The organism is Collinsella sp. TF06-26 (assembly GCF_002232035.1).
GTDB lineage: Bacteria > Actinomycetota > Coriobacteriia > Coriobacteriales > Coriobacteriaceae > Collinsella.
Map to the genome: position 1 here is coordinate 68,873 of NZ_NKXR01000007.1, position 13,886 is coordinate 82,758.

At 57.9% G+C, this 13,886-nt stretch carries 12 protein-coding genes; 6 read left to right on the plus strand and 6 right to left on the minus strand.

The features are described 5' to 3' along the window. Nucleotides 1-58: 58 nt before the first annotated feature. From CHY22_RS05510 to CHY22_RS05520, 3 genes are all read left to right on the plus strand, one after another. Nucleotides 59-1,672: a peptide chain release factor 3 gene (locus tag CHY22_RS05510; protein WP_089572863.1), complete on the plus strand. Its 1,614-nt coding sequence runs from the start codon at nucleotides 59-61 to the stop codon at nucleotides 1,670-1,672. Nucleotides 1,673-1,828: 156 nt separating this feature from the next. Beyond that, a complete protein-coding gene (locus tag CHY22_RS05515) occupies nucleotides 1,829-2,551 on the plus strand; it encodes a VUT family protein (RefSeq protein ID WP_226812554.1) in 723 nt (240 codons plus the stop codon). Nucleotides 2,552-2,560: 9 nt separating this feature from the next. After that, a complete protein-coding gene (locus CHY22_RS05520) occupies nucleotides 2,561-3,241 on the plus strand; it encodes an SDR family oxidoreductase (RefSeq protein WP_089572865.1) in 681 nt (226 codons plus the stop codon). Between the two features lie 50 nt (nucleotides 3,242-3,291). Here CHY22_RS05520 and CHY22_RS05525 read toward each other — a convergent pair whose 3' ends face one another. Continuing rightward, nucleotides 3,292-4,017, minus strand: a complete 726-nt coding sequence (locus CHY22_RS05525) for a uracil-DNA glycosylase (RefSeq protein ID WP_089572867.1) — start codon at nucleotides 4,015-4,017, stop codon at nucleotides 3,292-3,294. Between the two features lie 88 nt (nucleotides 4,018-4,105). Then, complete coding sequence (locus tag CHY22_RS05530; RefSeq protein ID WP_089572870.1) at nucleotides 4,106-5,008, minus strand: DMT family transporter; 903 nt, start codon at nucleotides 5,006-5,008, stop codon at nucleotides 4,106-4,108. A gap of 158 nt (nucleotides 5,009-5,166) precedes the next feature. On the opposite strand from CHY22_RS05530, the gene CHY22_RS05535 reads away from it, so the two are divergent. Continuing rightward, nucleotides 5,167-6,033, plus strand: coding sequence for a LysR family transcriptional regulator (locus CHY22_RS05535; RefSeq protein WP_089572872.1), 867 nt, complete (start codon nucleotides 5,167-5,169; stop codon nucleotides 6,031-6,033). A 27-nt stretch (nucleotides 6,034-6,060) separates the two neighbouring features. Here CHY22_RS05535 and CHY22_RS05540 read toward each other — a convergent pair whose 3' ends face one another. Then, nucleotides 6,061-7,443, minus strand: coding sequence for an MATE family efflux transporter (locus CHY22_RS05540; protein WP_089572875.1), 1,383 nt, complete (start codon nucleotides 7,441-7,443; stop codon nucleotides 6,061-6,063). Nucleotides 7,444-7,678: 235 nt separating this feature from the next. Here CHY22_RS05540 and CHY22_RS05545 point away from each other — a divergent pair, with 235 nt between their 5' ends. Beyond that, nucleotides 7,679-8,494, plus strand: coding sequence for a putative RNA methyltransferase (locus CHY22_RS05545; RefSeq protein WP_089572878.1), 816 nt, complete (start codon nucleotides 7,679-7,681; stop codon nucleotides 8,492-8,494). Between the two features lie 129 nt (nucleotides 8,495-8,623). On the opposite strand, the gene CHY22_RS05550 is transcribed toward CHY22_RS05545, so the two are convergent. Continuing rightward, complete coding sequence (locus CHY22_RS05550) at nucleotides 8,624-9,025, minus strand: hypothetical protein (RefSeq protein WP_089572880.1); 402 nt, start codon at nucleotides 9,023-9,025, stop codon at nucleotides 8,624-8,626. A gap of 195 nt (nucleotides 9,026-9,220) precedes the next feature. Here CHY22_RS05550 and CHY22_RS05555 point away from each other — a divergent pair, with 195 nt between their 5' ends. Continuing rightward, entirely contained in the window at nucleotides 9,221-10,156 is a 936-nt protein-coding gene (locus CHY22_RS05555; protein WP_158550107.1) for a LysR family transcriptional regulator, read from the plus strand. Between the two features lie 184 nt (nucleotides 10,157-10,340). Here the strand turns inward: CHY22_RS05555 and CHY22_RS05560 are convergent, their stop codons facing one another. Next, nucleotides 10,341-10,739 (minus strand): hypothetical protein, encoded by a 399-nt coding sequence (locus CHY22_RS05560; RefSeq protein ID WP_089572885.1) that lies wholly within the window; start codon nucleotides 10,737-10,739, stop codon nucleotides 10,341-10,343. 60 nt (nucleotides 10,740-10,799) lie between these two features. Beyond that, the gene (locus CHY22_RS05565) at nucleotides 10,800-13,883 is read right to left on the minus strand and encodes a mechanosensitive ion channel domain-containing protein (RefSeq protein WP_089572887.1); all 3,084 of its coding nucleotides are present in this window, start codon (nucleotides 13,881-13,883) and stop codon (nucleotides 10,800-10,802) included. Nucleotides 13,884-13,886: the final 3 nt, after the last annotated feature.

The window sequence follows — 13,886 nt, forward strand, 5'->3', positions numbered from 1 at the left end:
GCGGCTACAATAATACGGTTACATCGACGTAATGCACTCAATGCAAGAAAGGATCCGCATGGCAAGCCTGTCGGATGAAATCTCGTCGCGCCGCACATTCGCGATCATCAGCCACCCGGACGCCGGTAAGACCACACTGACCGAGAAGCTGCTGCTCTATACCGGCAGCATTCAGACCGCCGGCTCGGTTAAGGGCAAGAGCTCGGCCAAGCATGCCGTCTCGGACTGGATGGACATCGAGAAGGAGCGCGGCATCTCCGTTACCTCCTCGGTACTGCAGTTCACCTATAACGGCGCCTGCGTCAATATCCTCGATACCCCCGGCCACCAGGACTTCTCGGAGGATACCTACCGTACCCTTATGGCCGCCGACGCCGCAGTCATGGTCATCGACGGCGCCAAGGGCGTCGAGGCCCAGACCAAAAAGCTTTTTAAGGTCTGCACGCTGCGCCACATTCCCATCTTCACCTTTGTGAACAAGCTCGACCACGATGCTCGCGATCCGTTTGAGCTCATGGAAGAGATCGAGAATGTCCTGGGTATCAATACGTATCCCATGAACTGGCCGATCGGCAGCGGCCGCAACTTCCGCGGCGTGTTCGACCGTCAGACCCGTCGCGTCATTGCCTTTGAGGGTGACGGCCACGCCAACGCCACCAAGAAGGTCGCCGAGGTCGAGGCCGAGCTGGGCGATCCTTCCATGGACGAGCTCATCGGCGAGGAGAACCATAAGAACCTGATGGACGACATCGAGCTGCTCGATGGTGCCGGCGACGAGCTCGACTTGGATGCCGTGGCCTGTGGCAAGCTGAGCCCGGCGTTCTTTGGCTCGGCGCTCACCAACTTTGGTGTGGAGCCCTTCCTCAAGGAGTTCCTGCGCCTGGCCCCGACGCCGCGCGCCTATACCGATACGCTCACCAGTGAGCCGGTCGATCCCTGCCGCGACGACTTTAGCGGCTTTGTGTTTAAGATCCAGGCCAATATGGACAAGAACCACCGAGACCGTATCGCCTTTGTGCGCATTTGCTCGGGCAAGTTCGAGCGTGGCATGGACGCCTTCCACGTGCAGGGCAACCGTAAACTCAAGCTTGCAACGGGCACGTCGATGATGGCCGATGACCGCGCCATCGTGGACGAGGCGTACGCGGGCGATATCGTGGGCCTGTTCGACCCGGGTATCTTTAGCATCGGCGACACCGTGTGCTCCGGCAAGCGCCACGTGCAGTATCCGCAGATCCCGACGTTTGCCCCCGAGATGTTCGCTCGCATTACGCAGGTCGACACGCTCAAGCGCAAGCAGTTCGTCAAGGGTATGGAGGAGCTTGCCCAGGAGGGTGCCATCCAGATCTTCCGCGAGCTGGGTGCCGGCATGGAGAGCGTTATCGTGGGCGTGGTCGGTGTGCTGCAGTTTGAGGTACTCGAGCGCCGCCTCAAGGCCGAGTATCGTGTTGAGGTCCGTCGCCAGCCGCTGCCCTATACGGACATCCGCTGGATTCAGAACGACCCCGATACCATTGATATCCCGGGCCTTTCGCTCACGCGTGACACGCTGCGCGTCGAGGACATGCGCGGCGGTAAGCTGCTGCTGTTCACGAGCCCGTGGAACGTGGATTGGGCAACCGATCACAACCCCGATCTTATCCTGTCGGAGTTTGGCAACGTAGCCTTTTAGCGCGTCGGTGCGGTGGCCTTGCGGGGCTGCCGCGCCGTTTGCTTGCCTGCGGCTGCGTGAGCGGCTATCATACCCACCGTTGCCTCAAGACCGGGGCGGCCGAGCAGTTCGGGTCCGATATCCTGCTCGTTAAACCTAAAACCAAAGGAGTACATAATGATCAAGAAGGTCATGGAGGACTACAAGGTCCTGTTGCGGAGCATTCCCGCGGCAACGGTTTCGCTGTTTTTCGTGAGCGTCATCATGATGAACCTGCTGGCCAACAAAGAGCTCATCAGCCTGCCGTATCTGGCACTCGATTGCGGCTTTGTGGTGAGTTGGGTCTCGTTTTTGTGCCAGGACATGATTTGCAAGCGCTTTGGCGCCAAGGCATCCATCAAAATCTCTATCCTCGCGCTGCTGGTCAACCTGGCCGTGAGCCTGTGCTTTTGGGCATGCTCACTTACGCCCGGCATGTGGGGCGCCTACTATGACACGGGCATGATCGAGGTCAACACCGCCCTTAACGCCACCATCGGCGGCACCTGGTACGTGGTGCTGGGCTCTTCGCTGGCAATGCTCGTTTCTGCCGTGGTTAACTCCACGCTCAACCAGTCGCTCGGCCGTATGCTCAAAAAGAATAACTTTGCGAGCTTTGCCTTCCGCTCCTATGTGTCCACGGGTGTTGGCCAGTTTATCGACAACCTGGTCTTTGCCATTGTGGTGAGCCACACGTTCTTTGGTTGGACTTGGGTGCAGGTCCTTATGTGCTCGCTGACCGGCGCTGTCGCCGAGCTGCTGTGCGAGGTCTTCCTGAGCCCCGTGGGCTACAAGGTCGTGCGTGGCTGGGAGCGTGAGAATGTGGGCGCCGAGTACCTCGAGCGCCACGCAACCGCCTAAGGAGCAAGTATGCGGGTTTTGATCACGGGCGCTTCGGGCGGTATCGGAGCCGCGTGCGTGCAGCGCTTTTTGGACGAGGGCCACGAGGTCGTGGGCTTTGACCTGCTGCCGACGGCGGTCGAGCACGAGCGCTACCGCCATCTGATCGTTGATGTCCGCGAACCAGACTTGTTTCCAGACGACCTTGAACCCCAGGTAATCGTAAACGTTGCCGGTGCGCAGGATTCGGCCGACGATATCGCCGCCAACCTGTGTGGCACCATCAACGTGACCGAGCGCTACGCCTTTGTGGGAGAGGGGCTTGCCGCCAAGCCGGCGCCGGCTATCAAATCCGTGGTCAATGTGGGGTCGGCGAGCGGACATACGGGATCGGAGTTTCCTGTCTATGCTGCCAGCAAGGGCGGCGTTATCGCCTACACCAAAAACCTTGCAAACCGCCTGGCGCCGCAGGCCATCGCCAACAGTGTGGACCCGGGCGGCGTTATCACGCCGCTCAACCGTTGCGTGATGGAAGACGAGCGCCTGTGGAACCAGATTATGGAGCTCACGCCGCTTAAGCGCTGGGCCACCGCCCAAGAGATCGCCGAGTGGATCTACTTTGTGGGCGTGACCAACCGGTTTATGACCGGGCAGAGCCTGCTGATCGATGGCGGCGAGGCCGGCCGTACACAATTTATTTGGCCCGAATAGGAAACGCGCCCGATGGAAAGCCGTCGGGCGCGTTTTTGATGTATCGATTTTTAGCCGAGGCAAGTCCAGTTGACGGGGGTCGAGCCGTGCTGTTCGAGTAGCCGATTGGCTGCCGAGAAGGGGCGCGACCCCATAAAAGCGGGGAGTTCTGCCGTGGCACGGTTGGCCGAAAGTGGCGAGGGGTGCGTGGAGGCCAGACAGAGCTTGCCGCTTGCCTTGCCCGCGCTGGTCGCGGCGAGCTTGCCCTCAACCATCTGCTGGGCAAAGCGGCCCCATGCCAAAAAGACTACCGGCTGGGGCAGCTGACAGCAGCGTTCGATAACGTAGTCGGTGAGCGCGCTCCAGCCCAGCTTGGCGTGCGAGTTCGCGGCATGCTCGCGCACGGTGAGCGTAGTGTTGAGGAGCAATACGCCCTGCTGTGCCCATGGCGTTAGATCTCCCGTGGCGGGAACGGGGCAGCCCAGGTCGGCATTGAGCTCCTTATAGATGTTGCGCAGGCTCGGCGGCAGCTTGGTTTGCGTCGCGGGGACCGAGAACGAAAGCCCCATGGCCTGGTTGGGTCCGTGATAGGGGTCTTGACCCAAGATGACAACTTTGGCTTGGTCTGCCGGCGTGTAGACGAGGGCATTGAGGATGTCGTCTTGTGCCGGGTAGATGGTTTGCTCGGCACGCAAAAGGGCGATGCGCTCGAGCAGCTGGTTCGTAGTGTCACGTACCGGCTGCGGCGCATCGCCCAACCAAGTTGCTATGTTGCGGTTGCGGGTCGCGGTGTCCATGGGGCTCCTTTATGGCAGATGCTCTGTTGGCATCTATTGTAAAGGCACACCGGAAACCTTTATGCCGCGGCTGCATAAGGAGTGGGGACTACGAGACGCGCTCGGGCGCTCCTGCCATGTGAGCGTGTCCTTGCGAGCGAAGGCGCGGGAGCTCGACGGTTGCCACCATGACGCCGGTGAGGATGAGGGCGGCGCCAAAGAAGGCGATGGGGCTCAGGACCTCGCCAACCAGGAAAAACGAGAAGACGGCGGAGCAGACCGGCTCGAGCGAGAAGGCAAAGCCCGTGGTCTCGGCGGGCACGTGGGGCTGTACGAGCGTCTGGGTGATAAAGCCGTAGGCAGAGCAGATGAGTGCGAGCGCGATGACGACCGCGACCTCGCCCGGCGTGCCGGGAAGCGTGAAACCGCCAAAGGTGAATGCGGCGATACCCGAGAATAAGCCGCCGAAGCCAAGCTGCCAAACGCCCAGGGCCAGCGGGTCGACTTCTTCGACAAAGCGCTTGGCTACGATAATGTGGCTGGCATAGATAAAGGCTGAGAGCAACATGATGAGCGCGCCCGGGTTCAGGCTGGTGAAGTCGGCGCCCGAGAGCAGCAGCATGCCACAGGTGACGATGGCGGTGCCGACAAGAACTTTGCGCTCGGGGGCGCGGCGCAGCAGGGCGGCGTTGGCAAACGGCACGATTACGACCGTCAGGCTCTGCAAAAAGCCGGCGGTTGAGGCGGAGGTGAGGCTGGAACCCAGGCACATGCAGGTGAGCTCGGTTGCCATGATGGCGCCGATGATGGCGGCGCGAACCATAAGGTCGCGGTTGATGCGGAAAGCGCGCTTGTGGAAGAGCAACAGGCAGGCCGCAAAGGCGATGATGCAGCGCAGCGCAACGATGCTCGTGGCGTTCATGCTGTCCATGCCGATCTTCATGAGGGGGTACGAAAAGCCCCATGCGACGGGAACGGAAAACGAGAGCGCGATTGCTTTTTTGCGATCCATGGGACTCCTTTTGTTACAGAACGGTTTCGCAAAAAGGATTCTGCTCCCAGATTTAGATGTAGTAAAGCGAATGTATCTTCAGTATGATTAAGTATTACTAATGTAGGCGGGAAAAGCGCTGGCAAAACGTTTTACGGCTACGTCGATGTGGAGGTACGATGGCATCGCGGTATCAGATTGTTTGTATGGTGGTCGATCGCGGCAGTCTTAAGGGTGCAGCCGATGAGCTGGGCTATACGCAAAGCGCGGTGAGCCAGGCCGTCAAGGCGCTCGAGCGCGAGCTGGGTACCACGCTTATCGAGCGCGGTAAGCAAGGTGTCTCGCTTACGCGCGACGGCAAGCAGTACCTGCCGTATCTGCGCCAAATCGTAACTGCCGAGGCCGAGCTTGAGGGCAAGCGCCAGGAATTGCTGGGACTCTCCCCGACTGATATTCGTATCGCAACGTTTACCAACGTGAGCCGCACCGTGTTGCCGCGCGTGATCCGCGACTTTGGTGCCCTGCATCCGGGTGTACGCTTTACGCTCAAACAGGGCGATTACACGCGCAATGCCCAGTGGGTGCACGATGGCGTGGTTGATTTTTGCTTTACGGCACGCGGATTTACTGCTGGGCTCGAGAAGCGCGTGGTCTATCACGATGAGTTGGTAGCACTGTTGCCGGCCGCGCATCCGCTGACGGCAAAGGAAAAGGTGACGCTCGCCGACCTGGCGTCCGAGCCGTTTGTGCTGCTGGATGAGGGCGAACAGAGCCTGGTGCTCGATGCATTCGCGGCGCATGGGCTGTCGCCGCACGTGACGAGCGAGGTGACCGACGACTACACCATCATGGCGATGGTGGAGGAGGGCCTAGGCGTGAGTATGCTGTATCGCCGTACCGTCGAGGGCATGAGGGCCGATATTCGCGTGCGTCCCATCGTGCACGCTCCCTCGCGCGACGTGGTGGCGGCCTGGCGCAGCTGGGACACCATGCCTATCGCCACGAGGCACTTTATCGACTATATGAGCTCACATATTGTCAATTAATGACTGGCATGGCGTTGAGTGCGGTGTTTAGCGGGCTGTCGCTTTGGCTTGGGCGGCGCGATAGGTGCGTGCCGGGTGGCAGAGTAGTACCGCCACGACCATAAAGAACGCCGTGGTGCCCAGGCTGATGGGGTAGACCATCATGATGTTCGCAAAGGTGCGGAAGTGCGGGAACACGCAGAATACCCAATAGAAGCGAATACCGCAGACGCAGATCATGGTGATGAGGGCGGGCATGAGCGAGATGCCAAAGCCGCGCAGGTAGCCGGACATGTTTTCGTAGAACATGCTAAAGGCGTAGGCAGGGAAGATCGAGCACACGCGGATATAGCCGATCGAGACGATGTTGGGGTCGCTGTTGAACAGCGCCAGGATTTCGCGTCCCAAGCCTACGATGATGACGATGGTGGTGAGCGCGACGATACCGCCTTCGATCAGGCAGACCTTGAGCGTCTTGGTGCAGCGGTCGATCTGGCGAGCGCCGTGGTTTTGTCCCACAAAGGTGGTGCAAGCCTGGCTAAAGCTGTTGAGCAGGTTGTAGCACACGTACTCCAAGCTCATGGCGGCGCTTGATGCCGCCATGACCTCGGTGCCCAAGCTGTTGATGGCGGACTGGATGATGATGTTGGCGACGGCAAAGACAGCGCTTTGGATGCCGGCGGGCAGCCCGATCTTGACGATGCGCTTGAGGGCGACGGGGTCGATAGTCAGGTCGCGTGGGGTGACGCGGACGACGGAGTCAGTCTTGAGCAGGTGGACAAAGAGCGTGCCGGAACTGACGGTGTAGGCGATGGCGGTGGCGATGGCGACACCCGCGACGCCCCAGTGGAGCACGGGGACAAAGATGAGATCCAGGCCAATGTTGAGGATGGTGGACACGGCAAGCGCCTGCAGCGGCATGCGGGTGATGCCGACAGAGCGGAAGATTGCTGCCTCAAAGTTGTAGAGCAAGATCGAGGGCATGCTGAGCAAAAAGACGCGCAGGTAGAGCGAAGCGAGCGGCATGGTTTCGTCAGGGACGTTGAGCGCGGCGAGCATGGGCTCGGCAAAGATCTCGCCCAGCGCGATGACGACAAAGCCCACGAGTGCCATCAGAATCGAGGTATGGACGGCGCGCTTGACCATGTTCTGATCGTTGCGGCCGATGGCGTTGGCGATGACCACGTTGGAGCCAAGCGACAGCCCAATAAACAGGTTGATCATAAGACTGGTAAGCGGAACATTGGAGCCGACCGCCGCCATGGCGAGGGTTCCCTGGTCGCCCGAGAAGTTACCGATGATGACCGTGGCGATGAGGTTCGACAGCTGCTCAAGGATGCTCGTGGCGGCGACGGGAAAGGCGAACAGGGGAATATTGCGCCACAGCGAGCCGGTGGTCATGTCAATGTGCTTAGATGCGGTGTCTGCCATACGCTCTCAATCTCTAACATGCTCATTCGCGCTTATTTGCGCAGACGATGATACTCCTAATCGACTAGTCGGCACTTAGGGACGTTCCTTTTCTGCCGGCAGCTGGGGACACTCCTTCAGACTAGTCATTGGGGACGTTCTTAAATGACTAGTCGAACAAGAACGTCCCCAATGACGAGGCGGGGGAGGCGTGCGACAATGGTGGGCGTTGTGTTGTTCGCGCTAAGGAGTTGCCATGTTGTTGTGTCCCGTTTGCCATGAGCCGTTGGTGGACGATGAGCGCGGTGCTGCATGCGCGGGCGGACATCGGTTTGACCGTGCGCGCGAGGGCTATCTGTATCTGCTGCGCTCGTCCAAGAGCGGCGACTCCATGGGCGATCCCAAGTCGCAGGCGCGCAGCCGTCGTGACTTTCTAAACCGCGGCTACTATGCGCCGTTGCGTGATGCGATGGTCGAGCTGGTGCGCGAGCAGGTGTCTGGACGTGCAGCGTCTGCGAATGGCCCCATGACGCTGCTCGATATTTGCTGCGGCGAGGGCTACTACACCAGTGCCATGGGCGCGGTGCCGGGCGTGGATGCTTACGGGTTCGACCTGGGAAAAGAGATGGTGCGTCTGGCCGCCAAGCGCGGCGATGCGACCTATTTCGTGGCCAATATGAAGGATATCCCCGTGGCCGATGGTGCCTTCGATATGGTGACCGAGCTTTTTGCCCCCTTTAACGAGCGCGAGTTTGCCCGCGTGCTGGCACCCGAGGGCTCGCTCTACACCGTGGTGCCGGGTGCGCGGCATCTGTTTGGGCTCAAGGAGGTGCTCTACGACACGCCGTATCTCAACGACGAGAAGCTGCCGAAGACTACCGAACTCGAGTTGGTCGGAACGCAGCGGGTGTCTGCGAACATTACGCTCCAGACCCAGGCTGACATCGAGGCGGTGTTCCAGATGACGCCGTACTACTACCGTACGCGCCCCGCCGACAAAGAGCGCCTGGCAAACCTGGACACCCTTCAGACCGATATCGACTTCATCATCGCCGAGTACCACCACAGCTAACAACCTGCCAAAAAGGGACAGGTTTATTTTGGCAGGTTTTATCTGGGCAAATGTAAAGGGCCGACCGCGTTGCTGCGCGATCGGCCCTTGTTGGTTGCTTGGATGTAGGGGGCAGTGGAAGGCGGGAGTCTACAGGCGGTCCTTGTTCTCGGCCTTAACGGCGTGTGCCTGCTGAATAAAGAACAGGTCGTACACCACGATGACAAAGGCGCCAAAGTTGATGGCGTCGCCGCCAAACGCGGGAAGCGTGAGCACGGCCTGCGCAATCGTGGCGATTGCGGCGACGATGCCGAGCTTAAACGCACCATCCACCTGCGAAGGCTTGTTGGCGCCCTTGATGCCCGCAACACCTGCGGCAAGATCGACAAGACCCTTGATGACAAGTACGGCCGCGGCGAGCATGGCGTTCGGCCCGTACGTGGAATCGAGACTGCCTCGGGCGATGCCGACGCCGGCGATGACGAGGCTGGCGATGCCCAAAACAAAGTAAATGAGGGCAAGGACTTTGAGTGTCTTGCGAGTGTAGCTCATGGCTGGTCCTTTCGAAGTGGACATGACGTATTTGATGCGCATGCATGGCGCATGTCGCGAAGCATATTGTAATTCAACAAGGCGCTGCGTACGTTCATCCAATAGTTGAACGCTCCGTTCGCGACATGCCGGCACTTGCGTTGTGCTAGGTTTTTACTTAACTGGATCATACTGTGCATTTATTTGAGGTGAATGGTGAATATCAAGCAGGTTGGCTATTTTATCGCCGTATTTGAGACGAAGAGTTTTACCGCTGCGGCACACCAGTGCAACGTGACCGTCCAGGCCATTTCCAAGTCAATTAGCGAGCTCGAGCAGTTGTTTAACGTTCAGTTTTTTGAGCGTGGAAATAGTGGCGTAAAGCCGACTCGGGCCGGCCGCAGCTTTTATGCCAAGGCTCGCCACGCCGTCGAGGCGTATCGAGAGGTTGAAAGCTTTGACCCGTCTGGATGTGACCTGACCGTCCTGTCGGCCTCTGGGGCACAGGTGATGCCGGAGCTCTCGATTGGCCTGTGCGTTCCCGCACTCGATAACGACGATAAGCTATATAAGGGGTTGTCTGCGCTTATCATGCGTGGCGCCCGCGTGCGCGTGAAGTTCTGTACCGTGCATCCCGGAATTGCCCAGCAGGAGCTCGAGCAGGGCGACCTCGACGCCTTGCTTACGGTGGGCACATATGACAATACCACTGATGATTGCGAGCAGCTGGGAACCTTGCCCACGGGTATTGTCGTCGCCGCCGACCATCCGTTCGCTAAGAGGCCTTTTGTGACTGTGGCTGATCTGGGTTCATATCCGGCAGGGCAGTCGGCTGCGTTTGATAACTTTAATAATTCGATTTTTTGGCAGTACGAAAGCCGCGGTGTCCTTGGTGAGACGCGCGTTATCGATGGTCCCGCTCAATTTGGGTCGTTTTTGGCGGCAGAGCACGGCTTTTTCTTAAATGCGATTCTTCCCGTTCCCGGCCAGATTGCTAGCGGGTTCGAGGTTGTCCCCATTGTGGGTGAAGGGGCCCTGACAGTTCCGGTATGCTTGGTTTCCCTTAAAGATGAAAAGCCCCAAGCTTATCACGTCGTAGAAAATTACTTGATTCGCATGGTAGGTTGCGCCAACGGGTCCGCTGCTCGCTAGCATATCCTTCGATACGCTCGTCGCTGTCAGCTCGGCTGCCTGACAACATGCTGTCGATTGTGCCGGTGCCGCACTCGACAGCATGTGAGCGCCATTCATAGCAGGCCGCCCTCCGTTTCTCGTCTGTCTGAGAAACGGAGGGCGGTTTTTTATGCGTGGCGCTTTGTACAGTTGGACCCGATGCCTAGCTCAGGCGCTCCTGATTTTCCTTTTTAACGCGGTTAGCAAAAACGAAGTACGCGGCACTTATGACCACGGCGGTTACATCGGTGGCGCTGGTGCCGACTCCGCCCAAGAAGGGCTCGGAAAGCAGCAGGCTCACAACGGCGCATACCAGGCAAATGATAGCCCAGACCCAAACGATACCAATCTTGCTGGGGTTATTTGAGGCACGGATGCCCAACGCGGCAGCGATGATTTCGATGACGCCCATCACGATGACGACAACGCTGTAAACCGAGAGGTCGCCGCTGGCGTCGCCCGAAGCCGACGTGAGCGCTAACGCGCCTGCGGCGATGCTGAAAACACCTCCCAATAAATAGATGATGGACATGACCTTTAGGACTTTACGGTTGTTGCTCATGTTCAGTTCCTTTCCCTTGAGCCGTTATGGCACCGTGCACGTATTGCCTGGCACCATGAATTACTGATTGAGGGGTTCGTTACCCAGATCTTGCGAGGCGAGTTCCTGTTCTTCATTAAACTCGTCCGCTTCGGCGAGTTCCTCGGCGGTGGCCGCCCTTGGAGCGGACTCAACGGCGTCGCAATGGTCGAAAACGAGTTGATAGGGGGCGATGTCGCGGCGGGAAAGCATAAGCTTTACCTCACGGCGCAAAGAACGCATGACGCTGCCGCGGTCTGTCTCCTTGCAGGTGGCGACAACGCGAATGGTCATAGCGGTGCTGCTAAGGTCGACCACGCCCTTGTAGAAGGGGCCTTCGATAATGGCGGGAACGCGGTCATGCACACTTTTGAGCTCGTCTTTAAGCACCTTTTCGACATAGGGTAGAGATTCTCCCACCGGTATGGTGATGTCTATGCTGGCGTAAGAATTAAGTTTGGTCATGTTGGTGACATTCGAAATCGAGCTATTGCGCAGCAGTAGAACATTGCCGTTGCCGTCATTGATCTTTGTTGTTCGCACGCCAATTTCCATAACGGTGCCGGTATTGCCGCCAACCGAGATGACGTCTCCAACGCGGAACTCGCCTTCAAAGATAATAAAGAGCCCGCACAAGATATCCGTGATGAGGTCTTTGGCTCCAAAGGAGACGGCGAGCGTGATGATGCCTGCCGAGGCCAAAAGCGTTGCGGTATCGACGCCCAAAACACCGAGGCACCAATAGAGCATAGCGATGAGAGTCCCGTATTTTGTCAGGCTCGAGAGAAGTCGACATATCGTCTCGCCGCGCGCTCCAAGCACATTGGACAGCATACGAAGAAGCGCCTGCACGATTGCGCACACTGTGAGAGCCACACAGGCGTACATGATTGAAGCGGTGAGCGCGAATATGTTGAGGCCGTGCTGCCAGTCATTACCCAGGATGTAGGTGAATACCGAACGCGGGCCAAACAGCGTGTCTTTAAACAAGACGGCCAAAAAGACGATAAATACTCCGATGCCGGTAAACCATCTGAGGACTGTGCCGAGTTTTTGCTCGGGGGTTTTGTCTTCCCATTTAAAGGAGATGTTGAGCCATCGGCCAATGGCACTTTCGCTGTGCTTAATACGGCCATCGGACGTCGTGACGGTGATGTTGTACCGTCTTGCCGTGAAATCGTCTTCGCGCTTCGAACGTTTTTCTTCGCCTCTTATAGTGTCGAGCGTCAGCAGAGGGTAGATGAGGACAAAGCATATAGCGGCGATGATTCCGGTTGCGATGGTGAGCGGAACGCGCTGGTGCATAAAAGAGTCTTCGGGTGCCGCGACGTAAACGTAATAGTCGCCAGTCTCCAGGCAGGAGGCGTAGAGTTTTTGGTTGTCGATGTAAATGAAGTCGCTAAAGCCGTCTGCAAGGTGCTCGTCGGCTAATCCTATTTCGGACGCCTTTTTCCCCATAAGAAGATTGTTGGGATGATATGCAACGGTGCCCTCTTTTTTCTCGATTGCAAAGGCGAAGCCTCCGGCGCCCGCCTTGATGCCATCGAGCACTGCGTCGATCTTGGTGCTCTTGAGCATTTCCTCTAGGCGCATAGGGCGCACGGCAATCTGTGCGATTCCGTCTGCAATGCCATCTTGATCGTAGAGCGCGACGCCGATGTACTGATATGTCTCGCCAGTGGTTCTGTTGATAGAGAGAGGTTGTATATACTCATCCTTGCCGGCCAAAAGCGAGCGGAACTCGTAGGAGGAGTCGCCGTACTTGGTCGAAAGACTATAGGATCGTTGTGACGTGCTCGAGCTCGTCATATTGCCGTCGCCGTCGTAGAGGTAAATTGACTCGACGCCAAGCGTTTCTGCCAAGCTGTGCAGATTGGCTCGCGTGGCGAGCTCTGGATTGTGCTCAACGATGTAGGCAATAATATGGCAGGTAGTGGCGTAGTGCTCACTATATTGCCTCGTAAGTTCATCCTCGCGCATCGCATTGTTTTTGAGCGTTTGATCAATCTGCTCTACACGCTCTCGATTGACCGTCGCTTGGCTCGAAAGGGCAAAGAGCGTTTGCATATAGAAGGTTACTGCCAAAAGTAAGACGAGTCCTGCAATGGACAAGGCTGTTGCACGCCTGCCCACGGCGGGGTTAAACCTAAGGTTGCGACCGATCTTGACGTATTCGTGATCGCCGTGGTCGTTATGCTCGTCATCCGCAAGGACAAACAGGTCATAGAGCGCCACGGCGGCGACGATTGAGATAAAGGCAAAGAGGATGACACCCACGGTGATGTTGCGTGCGGTGGCGGTGTCGCTTTCGGGAATGGCGAGAACGTAATAGGTGTCATCGACCAACTTGACGCGACAGTACAGGCTTGTGTTCTTGACGGAAGTGAAGAATGTCTTGCCGTCCTCAAGATTGTCAATGTCGATGCCGTTGTCGAGTGCATCGGTACCTATCATGTTCTGGTCGGGATGGTAGGTGATCAGATGCGTTTTTGCCGATACGGCGAGGACAAATCCGTGGCTGCCGAGTGAGATGTTCTTGAGCATGCTCTCGGTCGATCCGGTGTCCTTGACAAGGGCGTGCAGCTCTTGGGGATTTTGTTCTACGATGACCATGGTGTCGTCATCGATTTTGGCGGCATAGTATCGCATAAGCCAGTCTTGATCGGGAAGATCGACCTCAACCGGATCGGAGGGCCTGCCGGTCTCGAAGCACTGACGCAGCTGGTTGAAGCGGGCGCGGCTAAAATCGGCTTTGGTGTCAGCTGCCTTGGCGATGATGGAACCGTCGCGTCGGGCGACGAGAACGTTATCGACCTTGAGCAGGTCCTTGAGCTCGGCCATTTTGACATCGGTCGCTTCATAACCGGCATCGTTGGCCGCCATAAATGCGATGCTTGCGGCGCGCGTGCGATACAGGTCATCAAATGTTTGGGTGTTGTCTTCCGTTTCTGACCGAGCCATTTTAACGAGATCGGGGAGTTCGGCGGCAACGCGATCGAATTCCAGAGCGTATTCCTCTTGCGATAGACGCGTTTGCATCGAGGCGAGTAGGAGTCCCATCGCCAACGCGCAGACGGTTACGGCAACGGCAAGCGCCATAGATTTCTTCTTTAGTCGCTTGGACATGGG

Excerpts from the sequence above, each read along its gene's own strand:
- CHY22_RS05510 (WP_089572863.1), top strand. The coding sequence starts at position 59 with ATGGCAAGCCTGTCGGATGAAATCTCGTCGCGCCGCACATTCGCGATC.
- CHY22_RS05515 (WP_226812554.1), top strand. The coding sequence starts at position 1,829 with ATGATCAAGAAGGTCATGGAGGACTACAAGGTCCTGTTGCGGAGCATT.
- CHY22_RS05520 (WP_089572865.1), top strand. The coding sequence starts at position 2,561 with ATGCGGGTTTTGATCACGGGCGCTTCGGGCGGTATCGGAGCCGCGTGC.
- CHY22_RS05525 (WP_089572867.1), bottom strand. The coding sequence starts at position 4,017 with ATGGACACCGCGACCCGCAACCGCAACATAGCAACTTGGTTGGGCGAT.
- CHY22_RS05530 (WP_089572870.1), bottom strand. The coding sequence starts at position 5,008 with ATGGATCGCAAAAAAGCAATCGCGCTCTCGTTTTCCGTTCCCGTCGCA.
- CHY22_RS05535 (WP_089572872.1), top strand. The coding sequence starts at position 5,167 with ATGGCATCGCGGTATCAGATTGTTTGTATGGTGGTCGATCGCGGCAGT.
- CHY22_RS05540 (WP_089572875.1), bottom strand. The coding sequence starts at position 7,443 with ATGGCAGACACCGCATCTAAGCACATTGACATGACCACCGGCTCGCTG.
- CHY22_RS05545 (WP_089572878.1), top strand. The coding sequence starts at position 7,679 with ATGTTGTTGTGTCCCGTTTGCCATGAGCCGTTGGTGGACGATGAGCGC.
- CHY22_RS05550 (WP_089572880.1), bottom strand. The coding sequence starts at position 9,025 with ATGAGCTACACTCGCAAGACACTCAAAGTCCTTGCCCTCATTTACTTT.
- CHY22_RS05560 (WP_089572885.1), bottom strand. The coding sequence starts at position 10,739 with ATGAGCAACAACCGTAAAGTCCTAAAGGTCATGTCCATCATCTATTTA.
- CHY22_RS05565 (WP_089572887.1), bottom strand. The coding sequence starts at position 13,883 with ATGTCCAAGCGACTAAAGAAGAAATCTATGGCGCTTGCCGTTGCCGTA.